This is a genomic window from Synechococcus sp. CBW1108 (assembly GCF_015840335.1).
GTDB lineage: Bacteria > Cyanobacteriota > Cyanobacteriia > PCC-6307 > Cyanobiaceae > Cyanobium_A.
This window is the reverse complement of the sequence record NZ_CP060395.1, coordinates 2,651,694-2,669,811: the sequence shown is the minus strand read 5'-3', so window position 1 is coordinate 2,669,811 and position 18,118 is coordinate 2,651,694. Positions and strand designations below refer to the sequence as shown.

Annotated in this window: 22 protein-coding genes, 1 tRNA gene and 1 pseudogene; 7 read left to right on the top strand and 17 right to left on the bottom strand. The window is 62.3% G+C overall.

Features of this window, described 5'->3' with window-relative positions; translation table 11 throughout:
• The first annotated feature begins 1 nt into the window (after position 1).
• Together H8F27_RS14415 and H8F27_RS14410 are read left to right on the top strand one after the other, a co-directional pair.
• Positions 2-331: a nucleoside triphosphate pyrophosphohydrolase family protein gene (locus H8F27_RS14415; RefSeq protein ID WP_197148956.1), complete on the top strand. Its 330-nt coding sequence runs from the start codon at positions 2-4 to the stop codon at positions 329-331.
• Between the two features lie 26 nt (positions 332-357).
• Entirely contained in the window at positions 358-822 is a 465-nt protein-coding gene (locus tag H8F27_RS14410; protein WP_197148954.1) for a hypothetical protein, read from the top strand.
• A 26-nt stretch (positions 823-848) separates the two neighbouring features.
• Here H8F27_RS14410 and H8F27_RS14405 read toward each other — a convergent pair whose 3' ends face one another.
• From H8F27_RS14405 to ilvA, 3 genes are read right to left on the bottom strand one after another with little or no spacing between them, the layout of a single operon-like run.
• The gene (locus H8F27_RS14405) at positions 849-1,136 is read right to left on the bottom strand and encodes a YggT family protein (RefSeq protein WP_197148953.1); all 288 of its coding nucleotides are present in this window, start codon (positions 1,134-1,136) and stop codon (positions 849-851) included.
• A 30-nt stretch (positions 1,137-1,166) separates the two neighbouring features.
• Positions 1,167-1,712 carry an SMC-Scp complex subunit ScpB gene (gene scpB / locus H8F27_RS14400; protein ID WP_197148951.1) on the bottom strand — a complete coding sequence of 182 codons (546 nt, stop codon included), beginning with the start codon at positions 1,710-1,712 and terminating at the stop codon, positions 1,167-1,169.
• Between the two features lie 38 nt (positions 1,713-1,750).
• Positions 1,751-3,322 (bottom strand): threonine ammonia-lyase, biosynthetic, encoded by a 1,572-nt coding sequence (ilvA, locus tag H8F27_RS14395; protein ID WP_197148943.1) that lies wholly within the window; start codon positions 3,320-3,322, stop codon positions 1,751-1,753.
• A 73-nt stretch (positions 3,323-3,395) separates the two neighbouring features.
• Between ilvA and dxs the strand changes: the two genes are divergently transcribed.
• Positions 3,396-5,324 (top strand): 1-deoxy-D-xylulose-5-phosphate synthase, encoded by a 1,929-nt coding sequence (gene dxs, locus H8F27_RS14390; protein WP_197148942.1) that lies wholly within the window; start codon positions 3,396-3,398, stop codon positions 5,322-5,324.
• A gap of 20 nt (positions 5,325-5,344) precedes the next feature.
• On the opposite strand, the gene psaK is transcribed toward dxs, so the two are convergent.
• The 3 genes from psaK to H8F27_RS14375 all read right to left on the bottom strand — a co-directional run bounded on the left by psaK (position 5,345) and on the right by H8F27_RS14375 (position 6,300).
• Positions 5,345-5,602, bottom strand: coding sequence for a photosystem I reaction center subunit PsaK (gene psaK / locus H8F27_RS14385; protein WP_197148941.1), 258 nt, complete (start codon positions 5,600-5,602; stop codon positions 5,345-5,347).
• 66 nt (positions 5,603-5,668) lie between these two features.
• Positions 5,669-5,998 carry a DUF3593 domain-containing protein gene (locus tag H8F27_RS14380; protein WP_197148940.1) on the bottom strand — a complete coding sequence of 110 codons (330 nt, stop codon included), beginning with the start codon at positions 5,996-5,998 and terminating at the stop codon, positions 5,669-5,671.
• Entirely contained in the window at positions 5,995-6,300 is a 306-nt protein-coding gene (locus H8F27_RS14375; RefSeq protein WP_197148939.1) for a DUF2499 domain-containing protein, read from the bottom strand. The genes H8F27_RS14380 and H8F27_RS14375 overlap by 4 nt, the downstream gene beginning before the upstream one ends.
• Positions 6,301-6,351: 51 nt before the next feature.
• Between H8F27_RS14375 and csaB the strand changes: the two genes are divergently transcribed.
• Complete coding sequence (gene csaB / locus H8F27_RS14370) at positions 6,352-7,437, top strand: polysaccharide pyruvyl transferase CsaB (protein ID WP_197148938.1); 1,086 nt, start codon at positions 6,352-6,354, stop codon at positions 7,435-7,437.
• 22 nt (positions 7,438-7,459) lie between these two features.
• Here csaB and H8F27_RS14365 read toward each other — a convergent pair whose 3' ends face one another.
• Positions 7,460-8,038, bottom strand: a complete 579-nt coding sequence (locus H8F27_RS14365; RefSeq protein ID WP_197148936.1) for a peroxiredoxin — start codon at positions 8,036-8,038, stop codon at positions 7,460-7,462.
• A gap of 7 nt (positions 8,039-8,045) precedes the next feature.
• Positions 8,046-8,282 (bottom strand): 50S ribosomal protein L28, encoded by a 237-nt coding sequence (gene rpmB, locus H8F27_RS14360; RefSeq protein ID WP_197148930.1) that lies wholly within the window; start codon positions 8,280-8,282, stop codon positions 8,046-8,048.
• A 129-nt stretch (positions 8,283-8,411) separates the two neighbouring features.
• On the opposite strand from rpmB, the pseudogene H8F27_RS14355 reads away from it, so the two are divergent.
• Positions 8,412-8,798, top strand: a pseudogene (locus H8F27_RS14355) (ParA family protein); the annotation flags it as partial.
• Positions 8,799-8,964: 166 nt separating this feature from the next.
• Here H8F27_RS14355 and htpG read toward each other — a convergent pair.
• The gene (gene htpG, locus H8F27_RS14350; protein WP_370594521.1) at positions 8,965-10,872 is read right to left on the bottom strand and encodes a molecular chaperone HtpG; all 1,908 of its coding nucleotides are present in this window, start codon (positions 10,870-10,872) and stop codon (positions 8,965-8,967) included.
• Between the two features lie 138 nt (positions 10,873-11,010).
• Between htpG and H8F27_RS14345 the strand changes: the two genes are divergently transcribed.
• Positions 11,011-11,748: a DUF3598 family protein gene (locus tag H8F27_RS14345; protein WP_197148928.1), complete on the top strand. Its 738-nt coding sequence runs from the start codon at positions 11,011-11,013 to the stop codon at positions 11,746-11,748.
• On the opposite strand, the gene H8F27_RS14340 is transcribed toward H8F27_RS14345, so the two are convergent.
• The 5 genes from H8F27_RS14340 to H8F27_RS14320 are packed head-to-tail and all read right to left on the bottom strand — an operon-like array spanning position 11,749 to position 14,926.
• Positions 11,749-12,171, bottom strand: coding sequence for a DUF393 domain-containing protein (locus H8F27_RS14340; RefSeq protein ID WP_231596311.1), 423 nt, complete (start codon positions 12,169-12,171; stop codon positions 11,749-11,751). It lies immediately after the preceding gene.
• Positions 12,168-12,392 (bottom strand): ferredoxin family protein, encoded by a 225-nt coding sequence (locus H8F27_RS14335; protein WP_197148926.1) that lies wholly within the window; start codon positions 12,390-12,392, stop codon positions 12,168-12,170. Before H8F27_RS14335 ends, H8F27_RS14340 begins: the two co-directional genes overlap by 4 nt.
• Before the next feature lie 29 nt (positions 12,393-12,421).
• Positions 12,422-13,606 carry an ATP phosphoribosyltransferase regulatory subunit gene (locus tag H8F27_RS14330; RefSeq protein WP_197148924.1) on the bottom strand — a complete coding sequence of 395 codons (1,185 nt, stop codon included), beginning with the start codon at positions 13,604-13,606 and terminating at the stop codon, positions 12,422-12,424.
• A gap of 31 nt (positions 13,607-13,637) precedes the next feature.
• On the bottom strand, positions 13,638-14,549 hold the full coding sequence (locus H8F27_RS14325; RefSeq protein WP_197148922.1) for an inositol monophosphatase family protein: 912 nt from the start codon (positions 14,547-14,549) through the stop codon (positions 13,638-13,640).
• On the bottom strand, positions 14,546-14,926 hold the full coding sequence (locus tag H8F27_RS14320) for a 2Fe-2S iron-sulfur cluster-binding protein (RefSeq protein WP_197148921.1): 381 nt from the start codon (positions 14,924-14,926) through the stop codon (positions 14,546-14,548). The genes H8F27_RS14325 and H8F27_RS14320 overlap by 4 nt, the downstream gene beginning before the upstream one ends.
• A 38-nt stretch (positions 14,927-14,964) precedes the next feature.
• Between H8F27_RS14320 and H8F27_RS14315 the strand changes: the two genes are divergently transcribed.
• A tRNA-Ser gene (locus tag H8F27_RS14315) sits at positions 14,965-15,051 on the top strand.
• A 97-nt stretch (positions 15,052-15,148) separates the two neighbouring features.
• Here H8F27_RS14315 and pstB read toward each other — a convergent pair.
• The 3 genes from pstB to pstC are packed head-to-tail and all read right to left on the bottom strand — an operon-like array spanning position 15,149 to position 17,927.
• The gene (pstB, locus tag H8F27_RS14310; RefSeq protein ID WP_197148920.1) at positions 15,149-15,973 is read right to left on the bottom strand and encodes a phosphate ABC transporter ATP-binding protein PstB; all 825 of its coding nucleotides are present in this window, start codon (positions 15,971-15,973) and stop codon (positions 15,149-15,151) included.
• Between the two features lie 37 nt (positions 15,974-16,010).
• A complete protein-coding gene (pstA, locus tag H8F27_RS14305; protein WP_197148919.1) occupies positions 16,011-16,925 on the bottom strand; it encodes a phosphate ABC transporter permease PstA in 915 nt (304 codons plus the stop codon).
• Positions 16,926-16,949: 24 nt separating this feature from the next.
• Entirely contained in the window at positions 16,950-17,927 is a 978-nt protein-coding gene (gene pstC / locus H8F27_RS14300) for a phosphate ABC transporter permease subunit PstC (RefSeq protein WP_197148918.1), read from the bottom strand.
• Between the last annotated feature and the right edge of the window lie 191 nt (positions 17,928-18,118).

Genomic DNA, 18,118 nt, shown 5'->3' with positions numbered 1-18,118 from the left:
GTTGGACTTTCACACCTATCAACAGCGATCCCGGGCCACCGCCTGCTACCCGGATGCGGGCGCCAACCCCATTTATCCCACCCTCGGACTCTGCGGCGAGGCCGGCGAGGTGGCCGATAAAATCAAAAAGGTGCTACGTGATCAAGGCGGTGAGTTTTCGGCCGAGGTGATCGCAGCTCTGCAGCTGGAGCTGGGGGATGTGCTCTGGTACGTCGCCCAGCTGGCCACCGAACTGGGCCTGGAGCTCGATCAGGTTGCCCAGGCCAACCTGGACAAATTGGCAAGCCGCTCTGCCCGTAACGTGATCTCAGGCAGTGGAGACAGCCGGTGAATAGTGGCAGACCCGGGCTGATAGCAATGTTTGCCCCAATTCTGCTGGCCCTGTGGCTGGTGGCTGCCCCCGCCTGGGCAAGCGATCTCCAGGTCTCCGAGGTCAGCCTTGAGCCTTGCCCCGCCGCAGACATAGGCGCCCAGCCGGAGCTGGGGCGGCCCGCTGGCGCCAGCTGCTACGCCCTGCGCGGGACGGTGATCAACACGGGCCAAAAACCTGTGGTGGATACGGATGTCTTTGCCCTGATTCTGGATTCGAGCGGTGAGCCGGTGCTCCAAAACCGCACCCGAGTAGGCAGCATCGGTGACGTGCCGCCAGGTTCCTCGACCTTTGGGCTGCGCCTGGCTGTTCCGGCAGGAACCCCAGGCCCCTTGAGGTTCCGCAATGTCAAGGCGCGCGGCTTCAGCGCACCCGTGCGCACCAGAGCCGGCAGCGACGATGAACTCCTGCCCCTTGAACAGGAGCTGGCGGAGCGAACCCTGGTTCAGTAGTAGTTCAGTAGTTGTTCACTAGTGGTTCAGTAGCCGGCGCCGAGCACAGAAACGCTGGCCCCCTGGAGCAGGCTCTGGACCAACTGCAGGGCCAGAAAGGCGAGAATCGCCGAGAGGTCGAGGCCGCCCAGGGGCGGAATCAGCCCCCGGAAGGCGTTGAGGTAGGGGTCTGTGATCGAGCTCACCGTCGAAAGTAGCGGATTGCTCCAGTCCAGGTTGGGGAACCAGCTGAGCAGCACCCGCACCAACAGCAGCAAGGTGTAGATGCTCAGGGTCTGGGCCAGCACCTGCAACAAGAAACTCAGAGCTTCCATGGATGGAGCAAACCTTCAATTGGGTGAACTCTAGGCAGCGGTTTGCCAACCTTTCGTTGTGGTGGGGGTTCGAGCTTGCAGGTCTTCGGCCCTGATGGCAAAGGTGCGATGGAATTTTTCGCCCAGGGTGAGCCAGTAGGAACGGCCGTCGCTCTGGCGCTTGCGCTCGATGAAGTTCTGGGCCAGCAGCTCTTTAATGTGGTCATAGGCCCCAGAGCCACGCAGCTCCACCAATTCAGATTGGAGAATGCGCTTTTTGAGGGCGATTGTGGCCAGGGTGCGCAGGGCGGCGGTGGAGAGGTCGACGGGTAAGAGGTTCTGAACCAGATCGCCCAGGCCCTCCCGCAACTGCAGGCTGTAGCACTTGCCTTCCTGGCGCACCTCCAGGGCGGTGTCGCGGTGGGCGTAGTCGGTGATCAGGGTGATCAGGCCGAGCTCAGCCTCCTCGCGGCTGACCATGGCAATGGCGGCCAGTTCGGCCAGGGTCAGGGGCCTGCCTTTTAGATAGAGAATCGCCTCAATCCGAGCAGGTAAGGAGAGGTTCTCAATCGCCTCAGCTGGGGCACCTGTCTGCATGGGCGCAGGGTACCCCAACCTGCCTGGCCCAGGCCAGTTCATGCCAGGGCCGGCAGGGGGCTGGTGCTGGGGCCGAGGAACAGCCGGTAGGCAGGATTGTCGGTTTCGTCCCAGTGCTGGTAGCCCAAACCGGCAAGGAAGTCCTGCCACTGCGGCCTCTCGCTGCGGGGCACCTGCACGCCCACCACGATCCGACCCACGTCAGCTCCGTGATTGCGGTAGTGAAAAATGCTGATATTCCAACTGGCGTGCAGGGCGTTGACGAAGGCCATCAGGGCGCCTGGTTTTTCCGGGAATTCGAAGCGGTAGAGCAGCTCCTCACCCAGCTCGAGGGCGGCCCCAGCACTGGCTGGTAGGCGTCCACCCACCATGTGGCGCAGGTGCAGCTTGGCGAGTTCGTCGTTGGAGAGGTCGAGACAGGGGAACCCCGCCCGGCGCACGTCGTGGATCAGGTCCTGTTCATCGGCCGAGCCGCTGGTCTGCACCCCAACGAAGATATGGGCCACCCGGGGATCGGCCAGGCGGTAGCTGAATTCGGTGAGGTTGCGCTGGCCCAGCACGGCACAGAAGCGCCTCAGGCTGCCGGTTTGCTCGGGAATTTCCACCGCCAACATCGCCTCACGGTCTTCGCCGATCTCCGTGCGTTCGGCCACGAAGCGCAGGCGATCAAAGTTCATGTTGGCGCCGCAGGCCACCGCCACCAGGGTTTTGCCATGCAATCCCTGCTGCTCCACGTCACGCTTCATGCCCGCCACCGCCAGGGCCCCGGCCGGCTCCAGGATCGAGCGGGTGTCTTCGAACACGTCCTTGATGGCGGCGCAGATGGCGTCGGTGTTCACCGTCACCATCCGATCCACTGTCTGCTGGGCCAGGGCAAAGGTGAGCTCCCCCACCCTGCGCACGGCCACTCCGTCGGCAAATAGACCCACTTGCTCCAGCTCCACCCGTTCGCCGGCGGCAAGGGAACGGGTCATGGCGTCCGCGTCCTCGGGCTCAACGCCAACGATCTGCACCTGGGGCCAGAGGGTCTTTACGTAAACACCGATGCCGGCAATCAGTCCGCCGCCCCCCACAGCCACGTAGATCACATCAGGTGGTGAGGAACACTGGCGCAGGATCTCCAGCCCAATCGTGCCCTGGCCGGCAATCACATCGGGATCGTCGAAGGGATGGATGAAACTGAGGCCCCGCTCCTGGGCCAGGCGAGTTGCCTCGGCGCAGGCCGCGTCGTAGTTATCGCCGTGCAGCACCACCTCGGCCCCCCGGGCGGCAACAGCCCTGACCTTCATCTCAGGCGTGGTGACAGGCATCACGATCACGGCCCGGCAGCCCAGCTTCTGGGCCCCCAGGGCAACCCCCTGGGCATGGTTGCCGGCGCTGGCGGCAATCACGCCGCGTTCCAGCTCGGCCGCGCTCAGGCCCACCATCTTGTTGTAGGCACCCCGCAGCTTGAAGCTGAAGACCGGCTGCAGGTCCTCCCGTTTGAGGAAAACCCGGTTGTGCAAGCGGGCTGAGAGGTTCGGGGCGGGATCGAGCGGCGACTCAATGGCCACGTCGTAGACCCGGGCCCGCAGGATTCGCTGGAGGTAGGTCTGGGGATCGGCGCTCATGGCACCAGTGTCGCAATTCGCACCTGCCAGTGGAAGCCAAGGCCTAGATTGCACTGCACCTCCAGGGCTGTGCATGCATCTCAGCGAGCTCAGTCATCCGAATCAGCTGCACGGCCTGAGCACGGCTGAGCTCGAAGCGATTGCCCGCCAGATCCGGGAGCGCCATCTGGAGGTGGTGAGCACTAGCGGCGGCCATCTCGGCCCAGGGCTAGGGGTGGTGGAGCTCACCCTTGCCCTCTACCAAACCCTCGACCTCGAGCGCGACAAGGTGGTTTGGGATGTGGGTCACCAGGCCTATCCCCACAAGTTGGTGACTGGGCGATACAAAAATTTTGACAGCCTGCGCCAGAAGAATGGGGTGGCGGGCTACCTCAAGCGGAGCGAGAGCCGTTTTGACCATTTCGGCGCCGGCCATGCCAGCACCTCCATCTCTGCTGCCCTGGGGATGGCCCTCGCCAGGGATCGCCGCGGCGAGGATTTCAAATGCGTAGCCGTGATCGGCGATGGGGCCCTCACCGGTGGCATGGCCCTGGAGGCGATCAACCATGCCGGCCACCTGCCGAAAACCAAGTTGCTGGTCGTGCTCAACGACAACGACATGTCGATCAGCCCGCCGGTGGGGGCCCTCTCCACCTATCTGAACCGCATGCGGCTGAGTCCGCCCCTGCAGTTCCTACAGGGCAATGCGGAGGAGGCGATCAAGCACCTGCCCTTCCTGCACGGCGAGCTGCCCAATGAACTCAAAACCCTCAAAGAGAGCATGAAGCGCCTGGCGGTCCCCAAGGTGGGAGCCGTGTTCGAGGAGTTGGGCTTCACCTACATCGGCCCGATCGATGGCCACGACATCGCCGGAATGGTGCGCACCTTTGAGCAGGCCCACCGCACTGAAGGTCCCGTGTTGGTGCATGTGGCCACCACCAAGGGCAAGGGTTACGCCTATGCGGAGGCCGATCAGGTCGGCTACCACGCCCAAAGTGCCTTCGACCTGGCCACCGGCAAGGCCTACCCCTCCAGCAAACCAAAACCGCCTGGCTACAGCAAGGTATTTGGCCAGACCCTGGTCAAGCTCTGTGAGCAGGACCCGACAGTGGTGGGCATCACCGCCGCCATGGCCACCGGCACCGGCCTCGACCTGCTCGAGAAGGCCCTGCCCGATCAGTATTTCGACGTTGGCATCGCCGAACAGCACGCCGTCACCATGGCAGCCGGCATGGCCTGTGAGGGTCTCAAGCCCGTGGTGGCGATCTACAGCACCTTCCTGCAGCGCGCCTTTGACCAGCTGATCCACGACGTGGGCATTCAGAATCTACCGGTCACCTTTGTTTTGGATCGGGCTGGCATCGTCGGGGCCGATGGTCCCACCCACCAAGGCCAATACGACATCAGCTATTTCCGCGCCATCCCCAATTTCACCGTGATGGCCCCCAAGGACGAGGCCGAGCTGCAGCGGATGCTGGTGACCTCTATCCACCACAGCGGCCCCTGTGCCCTGCGCATTCCCCGCGGGGAGGGTGAAGGGGTTCCCCTGGCCGAAGAGGGCTTTCTACCCCTGGAGATCGGTCGCGGCGAGCTGCTCACCGATGGCGATGACCTGCTGATCGTGGCCTACGGGGCCATGGTGGGTCCGGCCATGGCCACCGCCGGGCTGCTGCAGGAAAAGGGGATGCGAGCAGCGGTGATTAACGCCCGTTTTCTGCGACCCCTAGACGAGGCCCTAATTCTGCCGATGGCCCAACGTATCGGCCGGGTGGTGACCATGGAGGAAGCCGCCCTGGCCGGCGGCTTCGGCTCCGCCGTGGTCGAAGCGCTCGTAGACCACAACGTGCTCGTGCCGGTGCTGCGCATCGGCATTGCCGACGTGTTGGTTGACCACGCCAGCCCAGATCAAAGCAAGCAGAGCCTGGGCCTCACCCCACCCCAGATGGCCGATCGCATCTTGGAGCGCTACGGCTCTCCCCTGGCTTCGAACCTGGCAGGCGCCAGCCAGCCTGTAGCCGCCTGACGCCCCCTGGCTCTGGTGGCTCAGACCACCCCGCGGGAGGCCAGGCCAAGGATCGCGCCCATGCCGAGGATGTGACCGAGGCTGAGGGTGCCGAGCATGGCGCCGTGGCTGAAACCACCAAACAGGGTCGGGCTGGGTAGCTGCAGACCCACGTTGGGTTGCTTGATGGTGGCCTTGCCAATCGCAATGGCAATTACGTTGCAGACGATCATCACCAACGCCACCTTGGGCGACCAGGAGATGGAAGCAGGGGCCAAAGCTAGAAGGGGAGTAATCATGGAGCGAATGGCAACGCCCCATCTTCCGGGGCCGATCGCATTGCGCCCCCCCTGCTTAAGACTTGTTCATTGCCTCCGGCCCAGCGCGGCGCCGAAGCCGCTGAAGCCGAGCACCACCAGCAGGTTGGAGACAGTGAGCAGGGATTCGGCACCGCCATGGAGGGCATCGACGTTGGCCAGCAATTCGCCGTAGCGCAGTTGGGCAACGATGGCCGCCCCAATCGTCACGCCCACGAACAGGAGGGTGCACTGGAAACCCCGCAGGGCCAGTTTTGGAAATCCCTCCACCTGGCTCGCCCACCAGAGGAAGGCCAAATAGGGAAGCAGCGACAGCACGAACAGGGGGCTGGGATCGATCTTGGCCAGAGCGCTGAGCACGCCGCCCATGCCGCTCATGAATTGACCTGGCGCTGTTGACGCAGCAGGTTCCAGGCGGCCAGGGCCAGGGCAGCGTTGCCGATGGCGGTGAGACCAGCCTGGAAAACCACCAGGCCGAAGAGCTCGGGGCTGTTGTCAAACAGATGCCAGGTGCAGGCAGCCATGGCACTGACCAGGGCAGGCAGCATGGCCAGGCTCAACCAACGCCAGCCCCCCTCCCGCCGGTGCACCCCGAGCCGCTGCACAGCCAGCATGGCAACTACCCACTCCAGTACGGAGGTGATGTGGATCCACCAGGTGGGCAGGGAGAGCGCATGCATGGGCTCAATCTTCTCAGGGTGCGAAGCTGAAAGGTAGGAGTCGATCGGCTCGTGCGCGAGACCAGACAGGAGGGGGAAAAGGCCAGGCGGCAGCTCTTGCTGGTTGGCTATTACGGTGAGCACAACCTCGGTGATGACGCCCTGCTGGAAGTGCTGCTCGGCCACATGCCAGCGGGGTTTACGGCGACGGTCACCGCCTATGACACCGACCTGGTGCGGCAACGCTTCCGGGTGGATACGGTGCAGCGCCGCAGCCTGGCCCAGGTGCTGAAGGCCCTCAATCGCTGTGATGGGCTGGTACTGGGTGGCGGCAGCCTGCTGCAGGATTCCACCAGCTTCCGCAGCCTGCTTTACTACGCGGCCCTGATCTTTGCCGCCCGACTCGAGGCCAAGCCCGTCTTGCTCTGGGGCCAGGGATTGGGGCCACTGCGGCGGCGGCCCAGCCGGATCCTGGTTGGGCACCTGCTCAGCCTGGTCACGGCGGTGAGTTGGCGTGACCAGGAGTCGGCGGCTCTGGCCAGAAAGCTTGGCCGTGATGGCCCGGTGGGCAGCGATCCGGTTTGGGCCCTACCGGCCCAGCCTTGGCGTGGCAGCGGAGGCCCCCTGGTGCTCTGCCTACGTCCTACCAAAGAGCTGCAGGGATCGACCTGGCGCCCCTATCTCCAGGCTCTCGACCAACTGGCCCGCCTGCAGGACCGCGAGGTGATCTGGCTGCCCTTCCACGCCGCCCAGGACAGGGGCCTGCTGGAGCAGCTTGACCAGCAGCAGCTGTTGCCTGCGGGCCTGGCTGGCCGCAGCCGGGAGGTGCTGGCAGAGCGGCCCAGCGAAGCGATGGCGGTGGCCAGCGGCGCCGGGCTGGTGGTGGCCATGCGGCTCCATGGCCTCATCTTGGCTGCCCTCGCCGGAGCACCCTGTGCTGCCCTCAGCTACGACCCCAAGGTGCAAGCTGCCGCAGACGGCCTGGGCTGCCCCTGCCACAGCCTCGATGCGATGGCGGCCCCGGCCGAGCTGCTGGCGGCCTGGAGCGGCGCACTCGACAGCCCGCCTGCGGTGGCCCGACTGGCCGCCCTCCGCCAACAAACGGAGGTCCATCGCCAACAACTGCATGACCTGGCAAACCAAATTGCCGCTCGCTAGCGAGCTTTCTGGGTTTGACCGCTCAGCCGGCCTGGAGCCCCTGCAGGGTTGTAAGCACCTCGACGCTGTGGCCACTGGGCCGTACGGCCAGCCAGTTGGCCCGCAACACCCCGGCCGGATCGATCAAAAATGTGTGGCGTTGGGAGAAGGGCGCGATCCAGCTGCCGTAGGCCCTGCTGACCTTGCCGGCTGGATCGGACAGCAGGGGGAAGGCCAGGCCCTCACTGCTGCAGAACTCAGCATGGGAGTCGGCGTCATCGGCACTGACACCTACAACCGCTGTGCCAGCGGCCTTGAAGGCGGCAAGATCTTGCTGGAAGCCACGGGCCTCGATGGTGCAACCGCCGGTGAAATCCCGGGGATAGAAGTAGAGCACCAGCCAGCTGCCACCAAAATCGGCCAGTTGAAGCCTGGTCTCCACTACCTCCCCCTTGCCAGCTGGTGCGATGCCAGCCAGGCTGAAATCTGGCGCAGGCTGGTTCAACAGCGGCAAGGTTCCACCGATGGCCTCGGCCCGACGGGCGAACGAGATGATGCCTAAACCACCTGCGTAGAGGGGGGCAACCGCCGCCAATGCCTGCAAAAGTGCCCGGCGCCGCATGGTCGGCTCAGATTTTGGCGAGGTTCACGCCGAGTTCCTTGGCGTAGGCACCCAGACCTTTTTTCTGGATGGTTTTGAGGGCACGGGTAGAAACGCGCAAATTGACAAAACGGTTGCCTTCGGCCCACCAAAGCCTGCGCTCCTGCAGGTTCACCTGTTGGAGCTTCTTGGTGCGCACATGGGAGTGGGATACGGCCATGCCGTTGTTGGCTCGCTTGCCAGTGAGCTCACAGACGCGGGACATGACAATAAGCAGACTCCAACCAATCTTATCAAACGGGAGCCCGAGCGCCCTGGGAGCCGCCCGTCAGGTGGCCGTGCCTACCGAAAAAACAATTGGATGAGGTTATGTTCGGCCCAGTTGATTTTTGCGGTGTTCATCACCGTTTCTGGCCAGAAGGGTGGGGTAGCCAAAACCTGCACCAGCATTCACCTCGCCAGTGTGTGGGCCGGCAAGAGCTTATCCGTATGCGTCGTCGATGCCGATCGCAATCGCTCAGCCCTGGCCTATGCCATCCGCGGCGAACTGCCCTGCTCGGTGGTGCCTGTGGAGGCGGCCGCCAAAGCCACCCGCTCAGCTGATGTGGTCATCACAGACGGCCAGGCCAGCAGCGATGAAGAGGAATTGCGCCACCTGGCCCTCGGATCAGATCTGGTGCTGCTTCCCACCTCTCCCAAGGCCAGGGCCGTGGAGCTGACCGTGGAACTGGCCAGGGTGCTGCAGATCGTGAAGGTTCCCCATGCGGTGTTGTTGGTGAAGACCAGGGATTCTCCTGATGGCAGCCATGGCATGACTGTGATTGATGGGGGCTCCACTGGGATTTCTGGCCTTCGCCGGTGGCTTAATTGGTGCCCTGATCGGTACGGCCGGAGTCCAGTTTGCCCTGGCTAAGGGCTGGATCAGTTTTTAGACCCCGGCCTATGCCCTACAGGCCTCGCTGCATCAGTCGGCCCATCAGGTCCGCACTCCGCTGCTGGAAGCCGGCCAGCTGGTTTGGCTCCAGGCCGCCCACCGCCAGGCGCGCCATCTCGTAGAGGTGACGACCCAGGTCATCGGCCAGTTGCTGGCTGGGCGAGCTGCCCCCCCCTGCGCCGGTGATCACGGCGCCAGCCGAGAGCTTGAGCAGGCCCTCCACTAGGGCGTGTTTGCGATTTACAAGCAGCACATGGTGGTCGGGCAGGCCTGGCAGACGCTGCTCCATCAGGGCACCCATGTCGTTAAGGCGGCGCATCTGCTCCGGCAACAGGATCAGGGCCGCAGGGGCGTTGTCGCCTTTGAGGGCCTGCACCTGGATGGTCACCTTGTCGTTGGCCAGGGCAGATTTGAACAGGTCGCGCAGTTTCTCGGAGTTGTCCTTGCCGTCCGCATCGGTCAGTTCACCCTCCTTTTCCTGCAGGGACTCATCCAGTTCGCTGTCCACCCGCTGGAACTTGAGGTCTTCGTGGCGATATTCGAGCCAGGGGATGAACTGGGTATCGATGAAGGTGTCAGCAAGTAACACCTCGGCGCCCTGGCTTTTCCACAGGGCGAGGGCACCTGCCTGGCCGGCCTCATCGGTGCAGTAAAGAATGCGCTTGGCGTTGGCACCTTCGAGACGGTTGCGGTAGCCCGCCAGGGTGGTGTAAGCCTTGCCGCCCTCCCCCGGAATCGGATCGGGGCTTTCGCCTTCTGCAGCCGCAGCGCTCGTGCCGAAGAGCACCAGTTCGGCCACCTGGTCGGCAAACTTGTCATCCTCCATGGCACCGATCTTAATGAAAGGCGCCACCGACTCCCAGATCTCGGCGTAGCGCTTGGGGTCATCGCGGTACAGCTCCTTGAGACGATCGCCCACCTTCTTGGCCACGAAGCCGCCGATTGAGCGCACCCGCCGATCGGTCTGCAGGGCCGAGCGGCTCACGTTCAGCGGAATGTCGGGGGAATCGATCACACCGCGCAGGGGCAGGAGGTAGCGGGGCACCACCTCCTTGATCGAGTCGCTAACGAAGACGTTGTTGCAGTAGAGCTTGATTTCGCCCTTTTCCCAGTCAGCCCGACCGCTTGATTTGGGAAAATAGAGGATGCCCTGCAGGTTGTAGGGGTAGTCGGTATTGAGGTGTACCCAGAGCAGGGGGTCACCCTGGAAAGGGTAGAGGTAGCGATAGAGCTCGATGTAGTCGTTGTCGCTCAGCTCACGGGCGCTCTGGCGCCAGGGGGCTTGACGCTTGTTGACTGTTTCACCCTCGAGTTGAACCTCCACCGGCAGGAAGTCGCAATAGGTGGTGATCAGGGTGCGGATTCTGGAAGGCTCGATGTATTCAAGCTCCTCTTCCATCAGGTGCAAAATCACATCAGTGCCCGGCTCACTGCGCTCGGCTGCCTCCAGACTGAAGTTGGGTGAACCATCACAGCTCCAGCGCACCGCCTCGGAGTCACCCCGGGCGGAGAGGGTCACCAGTTCCACCTGCTTGGCCACCATGAAGCTGGAATAGAACCCCAGGCCAAAATGGCCAATGATTGCGTCGTTTTCACCCTTGTATTTCTCAAGGAAATCCTCCGCGCTTGAAAAGGCCACCTGGTTGATGTAGCGCTTGACCTCATCAGCGCTCATGCCGATGCCGTTATCTGAAATGGTGAGGGTGCTCTTCTCGCGATCAATACGAATCGCAATCCTGGCTTCTGGGCCCTCGCTGCAGTCGCCGGCCATGGCGGCCATGCGTCGCTTACTGATCGCATCGACCCCATTGCTCACCAATTCCCGCAGGAACACCTCGTGGCCGCTGTAGACGGCCTTCTTGATGATCGGGAAAATGTTTTCGGTGTGGATCTGGATCTGACCCTGTTCTGCCTGCAACACGATCCAACTTGATGGAGATAACCCAGATTCCAACGATTCGGGCCCTGCCGCCAAGGGGGGGCGATGGGCAGGTAACCGCCCCCTAGCTGTCGCCCCTGGGCCCTGCCTACGCTCTACGCCTCCCAAGCAGCCATCGTGATGACCAGCCAATGGCAGAATTTTCTGCGCAACCAGGGCGAGTGGCACGGATCCTTCGCCACCATCAACCTGGCTGGGGAAATCGAGAAGGAATTTGCCTCGGTGCTCTTGCTTGAGAGCGCAGAAGAAGATCGGCTGGTTCGCTTTCGCTTGCGCCGCTTTGGCCCTGATGGCAAAGGCACTGAGCCGATCAGTGATCACCAGCAGGACTACCGCAGCCTTGGACGCCAGGCGGTGTTCTTTGCCAACGGGACCTTCTGCAAGGGCTCACTGCAACTGGCACCCCAAACCCCATTCGGAGCTGAATACGGCTTTATCTGCGCCAACCGCCGTCATCGTCTGGTGCAGCTGTATGACGCCGCCGGCCGCCCCAGCAGCCTGGTGCTGATTCGGGAATTTCGTGCCGGTAGCGGGGCCAGTGAGCGGCCGCCACTTGCAGCCGAACAACTACTAGGCCGCTGGCGGGGAGTTCGGGCCATGGTTTCAGCCGACTGGGCCGAACCCGAGCTCAGCGACTGCAGCACCAGTTTTGCTGACAGCGATCTTGAAGCTGCGCAACTGTTGCCCGATGGTGGCTACAGCCGCCGTCCAGATCAGGTGAGTCACCGCGAGGCCTTCAGCGTGGAGGCCGGCTGGCTGAGCGGTCCCGATCGGCTGGAGCGCCTGGTTCGGTATTACGACGCCAGTGGGGCCTGGCTATCTGCCTGCCATGAGCAGCTCAAACGCCATGGGGGGTGATCAGGCGCCTGCGCCGGGCCGGGGGACCAGCTGGTCTGGATCCGCCGGTAGGCCCCCCAGCCCCAGGGCGACGCGACGGGCCAGCAGCAGCAGGGGATAGAGCCGCCGCGCTCGCGCCGGGCTAGCCAGTAGGGGGGCGAGCAGCTGCAGCAGGCTGGCGCTCGGGGCCATGCGGGCACAGAGCCACTGGATCGCTGCCGCACCGTGGAGCTGCTGGTCACCGACGATCAGAAAAGCCCCATCCCTCAGGTGCAGGCCGCCCTGCTGCAGCTGCCGGCGCAGCTCCGCATCGGCGCGGCCATCACGAATTTCCAGTCCTGCAATTCCACTGCGCAGCTCACTGAGCTCGGCGAAATGGCGGCAGAAGGGGCAGCCTCCATCGAAAACCAGCACCGCTTTAGCTTGGGGATTGGCGACCTTCACCCGCCCTGTTGCAGTTCGGGTTTTTCCTCGGCCAGAATTGCCCCTGCCACCGGGCACACCTGCAGGCAGATGCCGCAGTCAATGCAGGTGTCGAAATCAATCCAGTAATAGGGGGTGCCCTTGATGTTGGCGCCCTTGCCGGGATGGATACAGGCCACCGGGCAGGCATCCACGCAGTCCGCTACCCCCTCGCATACGGCCGTGACGATCGTGTGGGCCATGTAGACCAGCAAGTCGAGCAGGTCGAATCCTAGGGAGTGGGCCCCAACCAGCGGGTAGCTGTGCAGCCCCGTTGGATCGCAACGGCCTCAGCGCCGCTCCTGGTGGCACAGGGCTGGTGCAGAAGCTCGGCCCGTTCGCCCCGCTGATGGAACTCCTGCAATGCAGCCAGGGCAGCCTCGAGCTGGGAGGGCTCCTGGAAGCTCACAAGGGTTGTGTCGGGCGGCTGCGGGGCGGTGACTTCAGTGCCCAACAACTCCCGGATGGCCCCAACCTCAAAACTGAAGCCCATGCCGCCAGGCTCGCCCCCGAAGCGCCCCACCAGGGCGTCGTAGCGCCCGCCACTGGCGATGGCTACCGGAGCATCGGCACCATGACAGACAAGCTGGAGCACCAGGCCGTCATAGAGGTCGTAGTGGGGCTGAAAACTGGGATCCAGCTGCAGAGCGATACCGTGGAGCCGAGCCAACGGGGCGATCACCTTGATGGTGGCGGCCAGTGCGTTCAAGACTGGCGAGGGGCCCAACTGCTGCTCCAGTTGGTAGAGCACCTGTTCAGGCTCGCCCCGTAACCGCATCAATTGTTGAAGCGCCTGGCCCTGGTAGCCAGGCAACTGCAGCCTGCCCAGGGCCACGGGGTCAAAGCTGGTGAGGGCTTTGCGGGTAGCTGTGCGCTGCCTGTCGGGCACCTGGTCAAGCAGGGCCGAAAGCAGGCCATGGTGGCCGAGGAGCAGGCGGGGGCGTTGGGCTGCGGCAATCTTGAGTTGCTGTAGGCAGGCCAGCAACAGGGCAAGCAGTTCGACATCGCCTGCGCTGGACTCCGGACCTGCGGCCCCCAGCAGCTCGACACCACTCTGCAACCTCTCCTCAAGCCGATGCTGGCCCCCATCACCGCTGGCACAACGGAAGACCACCCCGCTGCTCCACAGCCGCAGCGGTCGCGGCCGAGCGGCCAGGCGGGTGCAGGCAGCCCTGGCAATTGAGGCAGTCATCTCCGGCCGCAGCCCCAGGGGTTCGGCTGCGGCCAGTCGCACCAGGTCCAGCTGGTTGATGCCACCGCCGGCGGCCAAAGTCTCCAGCCGTTCCACGGCGGGGGGAGCCACTTCCGCGTAACCCCAGAGGCGGTAAACCTGGGCCAGCTGCTCGCAGAGCCAGCGGTTGCTCTCCACCTCCCTGGGGTTCAGATCCCGGGCGCCAGCGGCGGGTTGCAGAGCCATGGCACGCCGGAGGCAAAAAGAAACGTCGATCCTATGGAGTTGCCATCTGGCAACCCCCATCCAGTTCAGGAGCGCCATAGCTGGCACCCCTGAGGGGGCGGCAGGCGGCCAGGCCAGCCACTAGAGCCTGGCGGAGAGCCGGGGTACAGGCGATCAGGCGACCGCTGGCCAGATCCACCGGGCTGCCGTCATAGGAGCAAACAACCCCGCCGGCCTGCTCCACCAGGGGGATACCCGCCGCCAAGTCCCATGGGGAGAGGCCCCTTTCCCAGTAGCCGTCTACACGGCCGTCGGCCACAAAAGCCAGATCCACCGCAGCAGCTCCCGCCCGCCTGACGCCCCTGGTTCGGTGGGTGAACCAGGCGAACTCGGCATAGTTGTTATCCAGGCGGGTGATGCGGTCGTAGGCAAAGCCCGTGACCAAAAGGGAGCTGGCCAGGTCCTGACAATCGCTGACCCGAATCGGACTGTCGTTATTCCAGGCCCCCAATCCTGGTGCCGCCCAATAAAACTGCTGGAGGGCAGGCGCCGCCAGGGCTCCCAGCAGGGGGCGACCGTTCCAGGTCAGACCGACCGAGGTGCCAAAAAATGGATACCGATGGGCGTAGTTGGTAGTGCCGTCGAGGGGATCAACGCACCATTCGAGGGGTGAACCCTGGCCGAGGCGACGACCACTTTCCTCAGCCAGAACGCCAAGCTCGGGTGTGGCCTCAGCCAGCACGGCCAGCACGGCCTTTTCTGCGGCGAAATCGGCCTCGGTGACCAGGTTGCCTGCGGAACCCTTTTCCTGGATGCGCTCCAGCCGGCCGAAGTGGTGCAGTAACTGGCGAGACCCGGCCGTCGCCGCCTGGCGGGCCAGCTCCGCAAAGCGCTCGATTTCCCACGCCGCCAGCCCCGAATCCCGCCAGGTCTGCTCGCTGACACTATTGGGACAGGCGCTCATTCCTCCTCCAACGGCAGGGCCGCACGCACCGTGCCACGGCCGAAATGGCGACCGAATTGGAGTTCGTAAACCTCATCCTCGTCCTGGGTTTCCACCTCCAGTGGTCCGGTGGCGCGGGCCACGCAGAGCAAGCCGTAACCGCGTCTACGCAGGTCGGGGGAGAGGCCAAGGGCTTCCCGCTGGTCAATTTCACCGTGGAGCACTCGCACGGCACAGGCCGTGCAGCAGCCATTGCGACAGCTGAAAGGCAGGGGATCACCCTGGCGCTCGAAACTGGCAAGGATGTAGTCGCCCTCGACCACCTCATGGCGAATCGAGCGACCGCTCTGGCGCCAGTGAACGATTATTGGATGGCTGACGCTGGGGCTGCTAGTCATGCTGCTATATTGCCATCTGGTTGCCCCATTTTGCCCCTGGAGAGGTGGCCGAGTGGTCGAAGGCGCAGCACTGGAAATGCTGTATAGGGGCAACTCTATCGAGGGTTCGAATCCCTCCCTCTCCGTATAAACAAGCCGGCCTTAGAGCCGGCTTTTTCCCATAAAGTTTTGGGCAACCTTTCCGCAGGCACGCTGGCTTGCGCAGGCAGATCACATGGGCAATTAGCCAAAGCGGCCGCTTACGTAATCCTGGGTGGCCTGCTGGCCGGGGGCGTTAAATATTCGTTCAGTGTCATTGAACTCAACCAGGTAGCCCACCTTGCCACTGCCCCCCTCCACCGCTTCGGCGTTAAAGAAAGCCGTTTGATCGGCGACCCGAACGGCTTGCTGCATGTTGTGGGTCACGATAATGATCGTATAGCTACGCTTGAGTTGGTGCATCGTTTCCTCGATCTTCAAGGTAGAGATCGGATCAAGGGCTGAGCAAGGTTCATCCATCAGGATGACTTCAGGCTCCGTGGCGATGGCCCTGGCGATGCAGAGGCGCTGCTGCTGACCGCCGGAGAGGGCCAGGCCACTCTCTCGCAATTTGTCCTTGCACTCATCCCATACCGCAGCCTTGCGGAGTGAGCGCTCCACCAGCTCATCCATATCGCCTTTGAAGCCATTGATACGGGCGCCGAAGGCAATATTTTCGTAGATGGTTTTAGGAAAGGGATTGGGTTTCTGGAAAACCATGCCGATTCGCCTGCGAACCTCTACCGGATCGACGCGGGGGTCGTAGAGGTCGTTGTTGTCAAACACAACCCGACCCTTCAGTTTGCAACCCGGGATCAAGTCGTTCATGCGGTTGAGAGCCCGCAGCACCGTGGACTTGCCACAACCGGACGGGCCAATAAAGGCTGTTACCTTGCCTTTCGGTAAATCCATATAGACATTTTTCACCGCCTCAAATTTCCCGTAGGAGATGGTGACGTTCTGCAGTGACATGCAGACATCCATTTTGCTTGCATCAACACTGGTTGGTTTTGCGTAGCTGCTTGTCATGGTTCTAAGGGGATAGGTTTGGGGTGAGAGCCGGGGTTCAGACCTTGGCAAAACGGCTGATCCAGCGGGCCAAAATATTTGCCGCAAGAATCATCATGACGAGAACAAAAGAGGCAGCCCATGCAAGTTCGTTCTGAGCTTCGTAAGGCATGATCGCGAAATTGAAGATCAAAACAGACATGGTGGCAATTGGGTTGAAAACACCCTCGGGCCAGAAGGGAGAGAAAAGGGCTGTGAAGATCAGAGGGGCCGTTTCACCGGCTGCCCTGGCAATTGCCAGAACCACGCCGGTGGCAATAGGAGTGAATGCAGAAGGGAGCGTTACCCGGGTGATAGTGACAAACCTGGAGGCACCAACTCCGTAGGCGCCCATACGTAACTCTTGGGGTACTAATTTAAGACCTTCGTCTGTGGTTTTGATAACCGTGGGTAGCATCAGCACTGAAAGTGCAATACCCCCAGCCATGGCGCTAAAGCTCTGATCAAAGAAGAAGCGAGTGGAAACAACGATTCCGTAAACGAAGACGCCACTGATGATCGAGGGAACACCTGCCAGCACGTCATTGCCAAAGCCAACAAATTGGGCAAACCAGCCCCGACTGGAATATTCACTTAGATATATCCCTCCCCCAACTCCCACAGGAATTGCAATCAGGGCCGCAATCGCCGTAACTAGGATCGTGCCGAGAACGGCATTGCCGATTCCACCACCCTCGAGGCCAGGGGGCGGGGGTAGTTCGGTGAACATGGTCAGAGAGATCAACTTGCCTCCCTGAACCAGCACATAGATCAGCACCAGGAAGAGGGGCAAAATCGCGATTGAGGCAAACAGGCCCGCAACCGTGGTGAAGAGCTGGTTGAGCCGATTGCGCTTCAGGTTTGGATCAAAATGAAGAGGCCTGCGATCGAACAACGAGCTGTTCGAGTAGCCGATAGGGGATGGATTTGTCATTTGGGTAGCCATTGGTGGGTTATCTCAGTAGCGAAGGCTCAGCCGCTTCACAATTAACTGGGCAGCCATATTCACCAAGAAGGTAAGCACCATCAATATCAAAGCCGCATACATCAGAGCCGATACCTGGATACCATCGGCTTCACCAAATTGATTCGCTAACATCGAAGCGATCGTATTGCCGGGTGCCAGCAGGGAGAGGTCAAAGTTTAGGGAATTGCCAATGATCATTGTGACAGCCATCGTTTCACCCATGGCCCTTCCTAAAGCGAGCATCACACCCCCAGTGATTGCAGAAATAGCTGCAGGCAGAATGACACTGAAGATGGCTCCCCAGCGGGTAGTTCCTACCCCGTAAGCTCCTTGGCGCAATTCAACCGGCACTTGATTTAGCGCATCCCTAGAGATGGCAGTGATAATTGGAAGAATCATCACCACCAGAATCAAAATTGCCGGAGCCATGCCAGGTCCCTGGGGAATTGTATTGAAAAATGGGCTCCAGCCCAGCAAGCTGTGGAGGAGGCCGAGGGCTGGCCTGATCGCAGGCTCCATCACAAATATTGCCCACAGGCCTAGAACTACTGAAGGGATGGCAGCCAGCAGTTCAACCATCAGGCCGATGGCATCTCTAACGACCGTCGGCATCAGATCTTCGGTGATGAAAATTGCCGTACCTACCCCAAGGGGCACGGCGATCAACAAAGAAAGAATCGAGGACACCAGGGTGCCGTAGATGGCGATGAAGGCTCCGTAGTCTTCGTTGACGGGATCCCAGCCGGAGGTAGTGAGGAAGTTCAGACCAAACTCGGCAATCGCTTCGCGGGCCCCCTGAAACACCGTCAGAAAAATGCCCAGCAGCACAATGGCCACCATGGAGGCGAGCACCAGGGTCAGTTGCCGAAAGCCCAGGTCGACGAGCCTTTCGCTTGGTGGCCGTCGCCTCAAGGTGAAGACATCCCGCTGGGATGGGCTGGGATCCGTAGCTCTGTGGTCCGTCAGCATGGGGGAAGTGGCTTTGCAGCGGACAGTCCGGGGGCGGTCGATCCAGCCAAAATCTACGAAGTGCCCCTCGCATGGGCGTTTAAGCAGTGATTAACGTCTTGTTGCCCGGTAGTTTTGGTGTTCCATCGCGCGGGGTCGCGCCAGCCGTTTTCATGGGTCGACAGGCTTCATCGCTCCCCAAATCCCATGGC

Excerpts from the sequence above, each read along its gene's own strand:
- H8F27_RS14410 (WP_197148954.1), top strand. The coding sequence starts at position 358 with ATGTTTGCCCCAATTCTGCTGGCCCTGTGGCTGGTGGCTGCCCCCGCC.
- H8F27_RS14405 (WP_197148953.1), bottom strand. The coding sequence starts at position 1,136 with ATGGAAGCTCTGAGTTTCTTGTTGCAGGTGCTGGCCCAGACCCTGAGC.
- scpB (WP_197148951.1), bottom strand. The coding sequence starts at position 1,712 with ATGCAGACAGGTGCCCCAGCTGAGGCGATTGAGAACCTCTCCTTACCT.
- ilvA (WP_197148943.1), bottom strand. The coding sequence starts at position 3,322 with ATGAGCGCCGATCCCCAGACCTACCTCCAGCGAATCCTGCGGGCCCGG.
- dxs (WP_197148942.1), top strand. The coding sequence starts at position 3,396 with ATGCATCTCAGCGAGCTCAGTCATCCGAATCAGCTGCACGGCCTGAGC.
- psaK (WP_197148941.1), bottom strand. The coding sequence starts at position 5,602 with ATGATTACTCCCCTTCTAGCTTTGGCCCCTGCTTCCATCTCCTGGTCG.
- H8F27_RS14380 (WP_197148940.1), bottom strand. The coding sequence starts at position 5,998 with ATGAGCGGCATGGGCGGCGTGCTCAGCGCTCTGGCCAAGATCGATCCC.
- H8F27_RS14375 (WP_197148939.1), bottom strand. The coding sequence starts at position 6,300 with ATGCATGCGCTCTCCCTGCCCACCTGGTGGATCCACATCACCTCCGTA.
- H8F27_RS14365 (WP_197148936.1), bottom strand. The coding sequence starts at position 8,038 with ATGCGGCGCCGGGCACTTTTGCAGGCATTGGCGGCGGTTGCCCCCCTC.
- rpmB (WP_197148930.1), bottom strand. The coding sequence starts at position 8,282 with ATGTCCCGCGTCTGTGAGCTCACTGGCAAGCGAGCCAACAACGGCATG.
- H8F27_RS14345 (WP_197148928.1), top strand. The coding sequence starts at position 11,011 with ATGACCAGCCAATGGCAGAATTTTCTGCGCAACCAGGGCGAGTGGCAC.
- H8F27_RS14335 (WP_197148926.1), bottom strand. The coding sequence starts at position 12,392 with ATGGCCCACACGATCGTCACGGCCGTATGCGAGGGGGTAGCGGACTGC.
- H8F27_RS14330 (WP_197148924.1), bottom strand. The coding sequence starts at position 13,606 with ATGGCTCTGCAACCCGCCGCTGGCGCCCGGGATCTGAACCCCAGGGAG.
- H8F27_RS14325 (WP_197148922.1), bottom strand. The coding sequence starts at position 14,549 with ATGAGCGCCTGTCCCAATAGTGTCAGCGAGCAGACCTGGCGGGATTCG.
- H8F27_RS14320 (WP_197148921.1), bottom strand. The coding sequence starts at position 14,926 with ATGACTAGCAGCCCCAGCGTCAGCCATCCAATAATCGTTCACTGGCGC.
- pstB (WP_197148920.1), bottom strand. The coding sequence starts at position 15,973 with ATGACAAGCAGCTACGCAAAACCAACCAGTGTTGATGCAAGCAAAATG.
- pstA (WP_197148919.1), bottom strand. The coding sequence starts at position 16,925 with ATGACAAATCCATCCCCTATCGGCTACTCGAACAGCTCGTTGTTCGAT.
- pstC (WP_197148918.1), bottom strand. The coding sequence starts at position 17,927 with ATGCTGACGGACCACAGAGCTACGGATCCCAGCCCATCCCAGCGGGAT.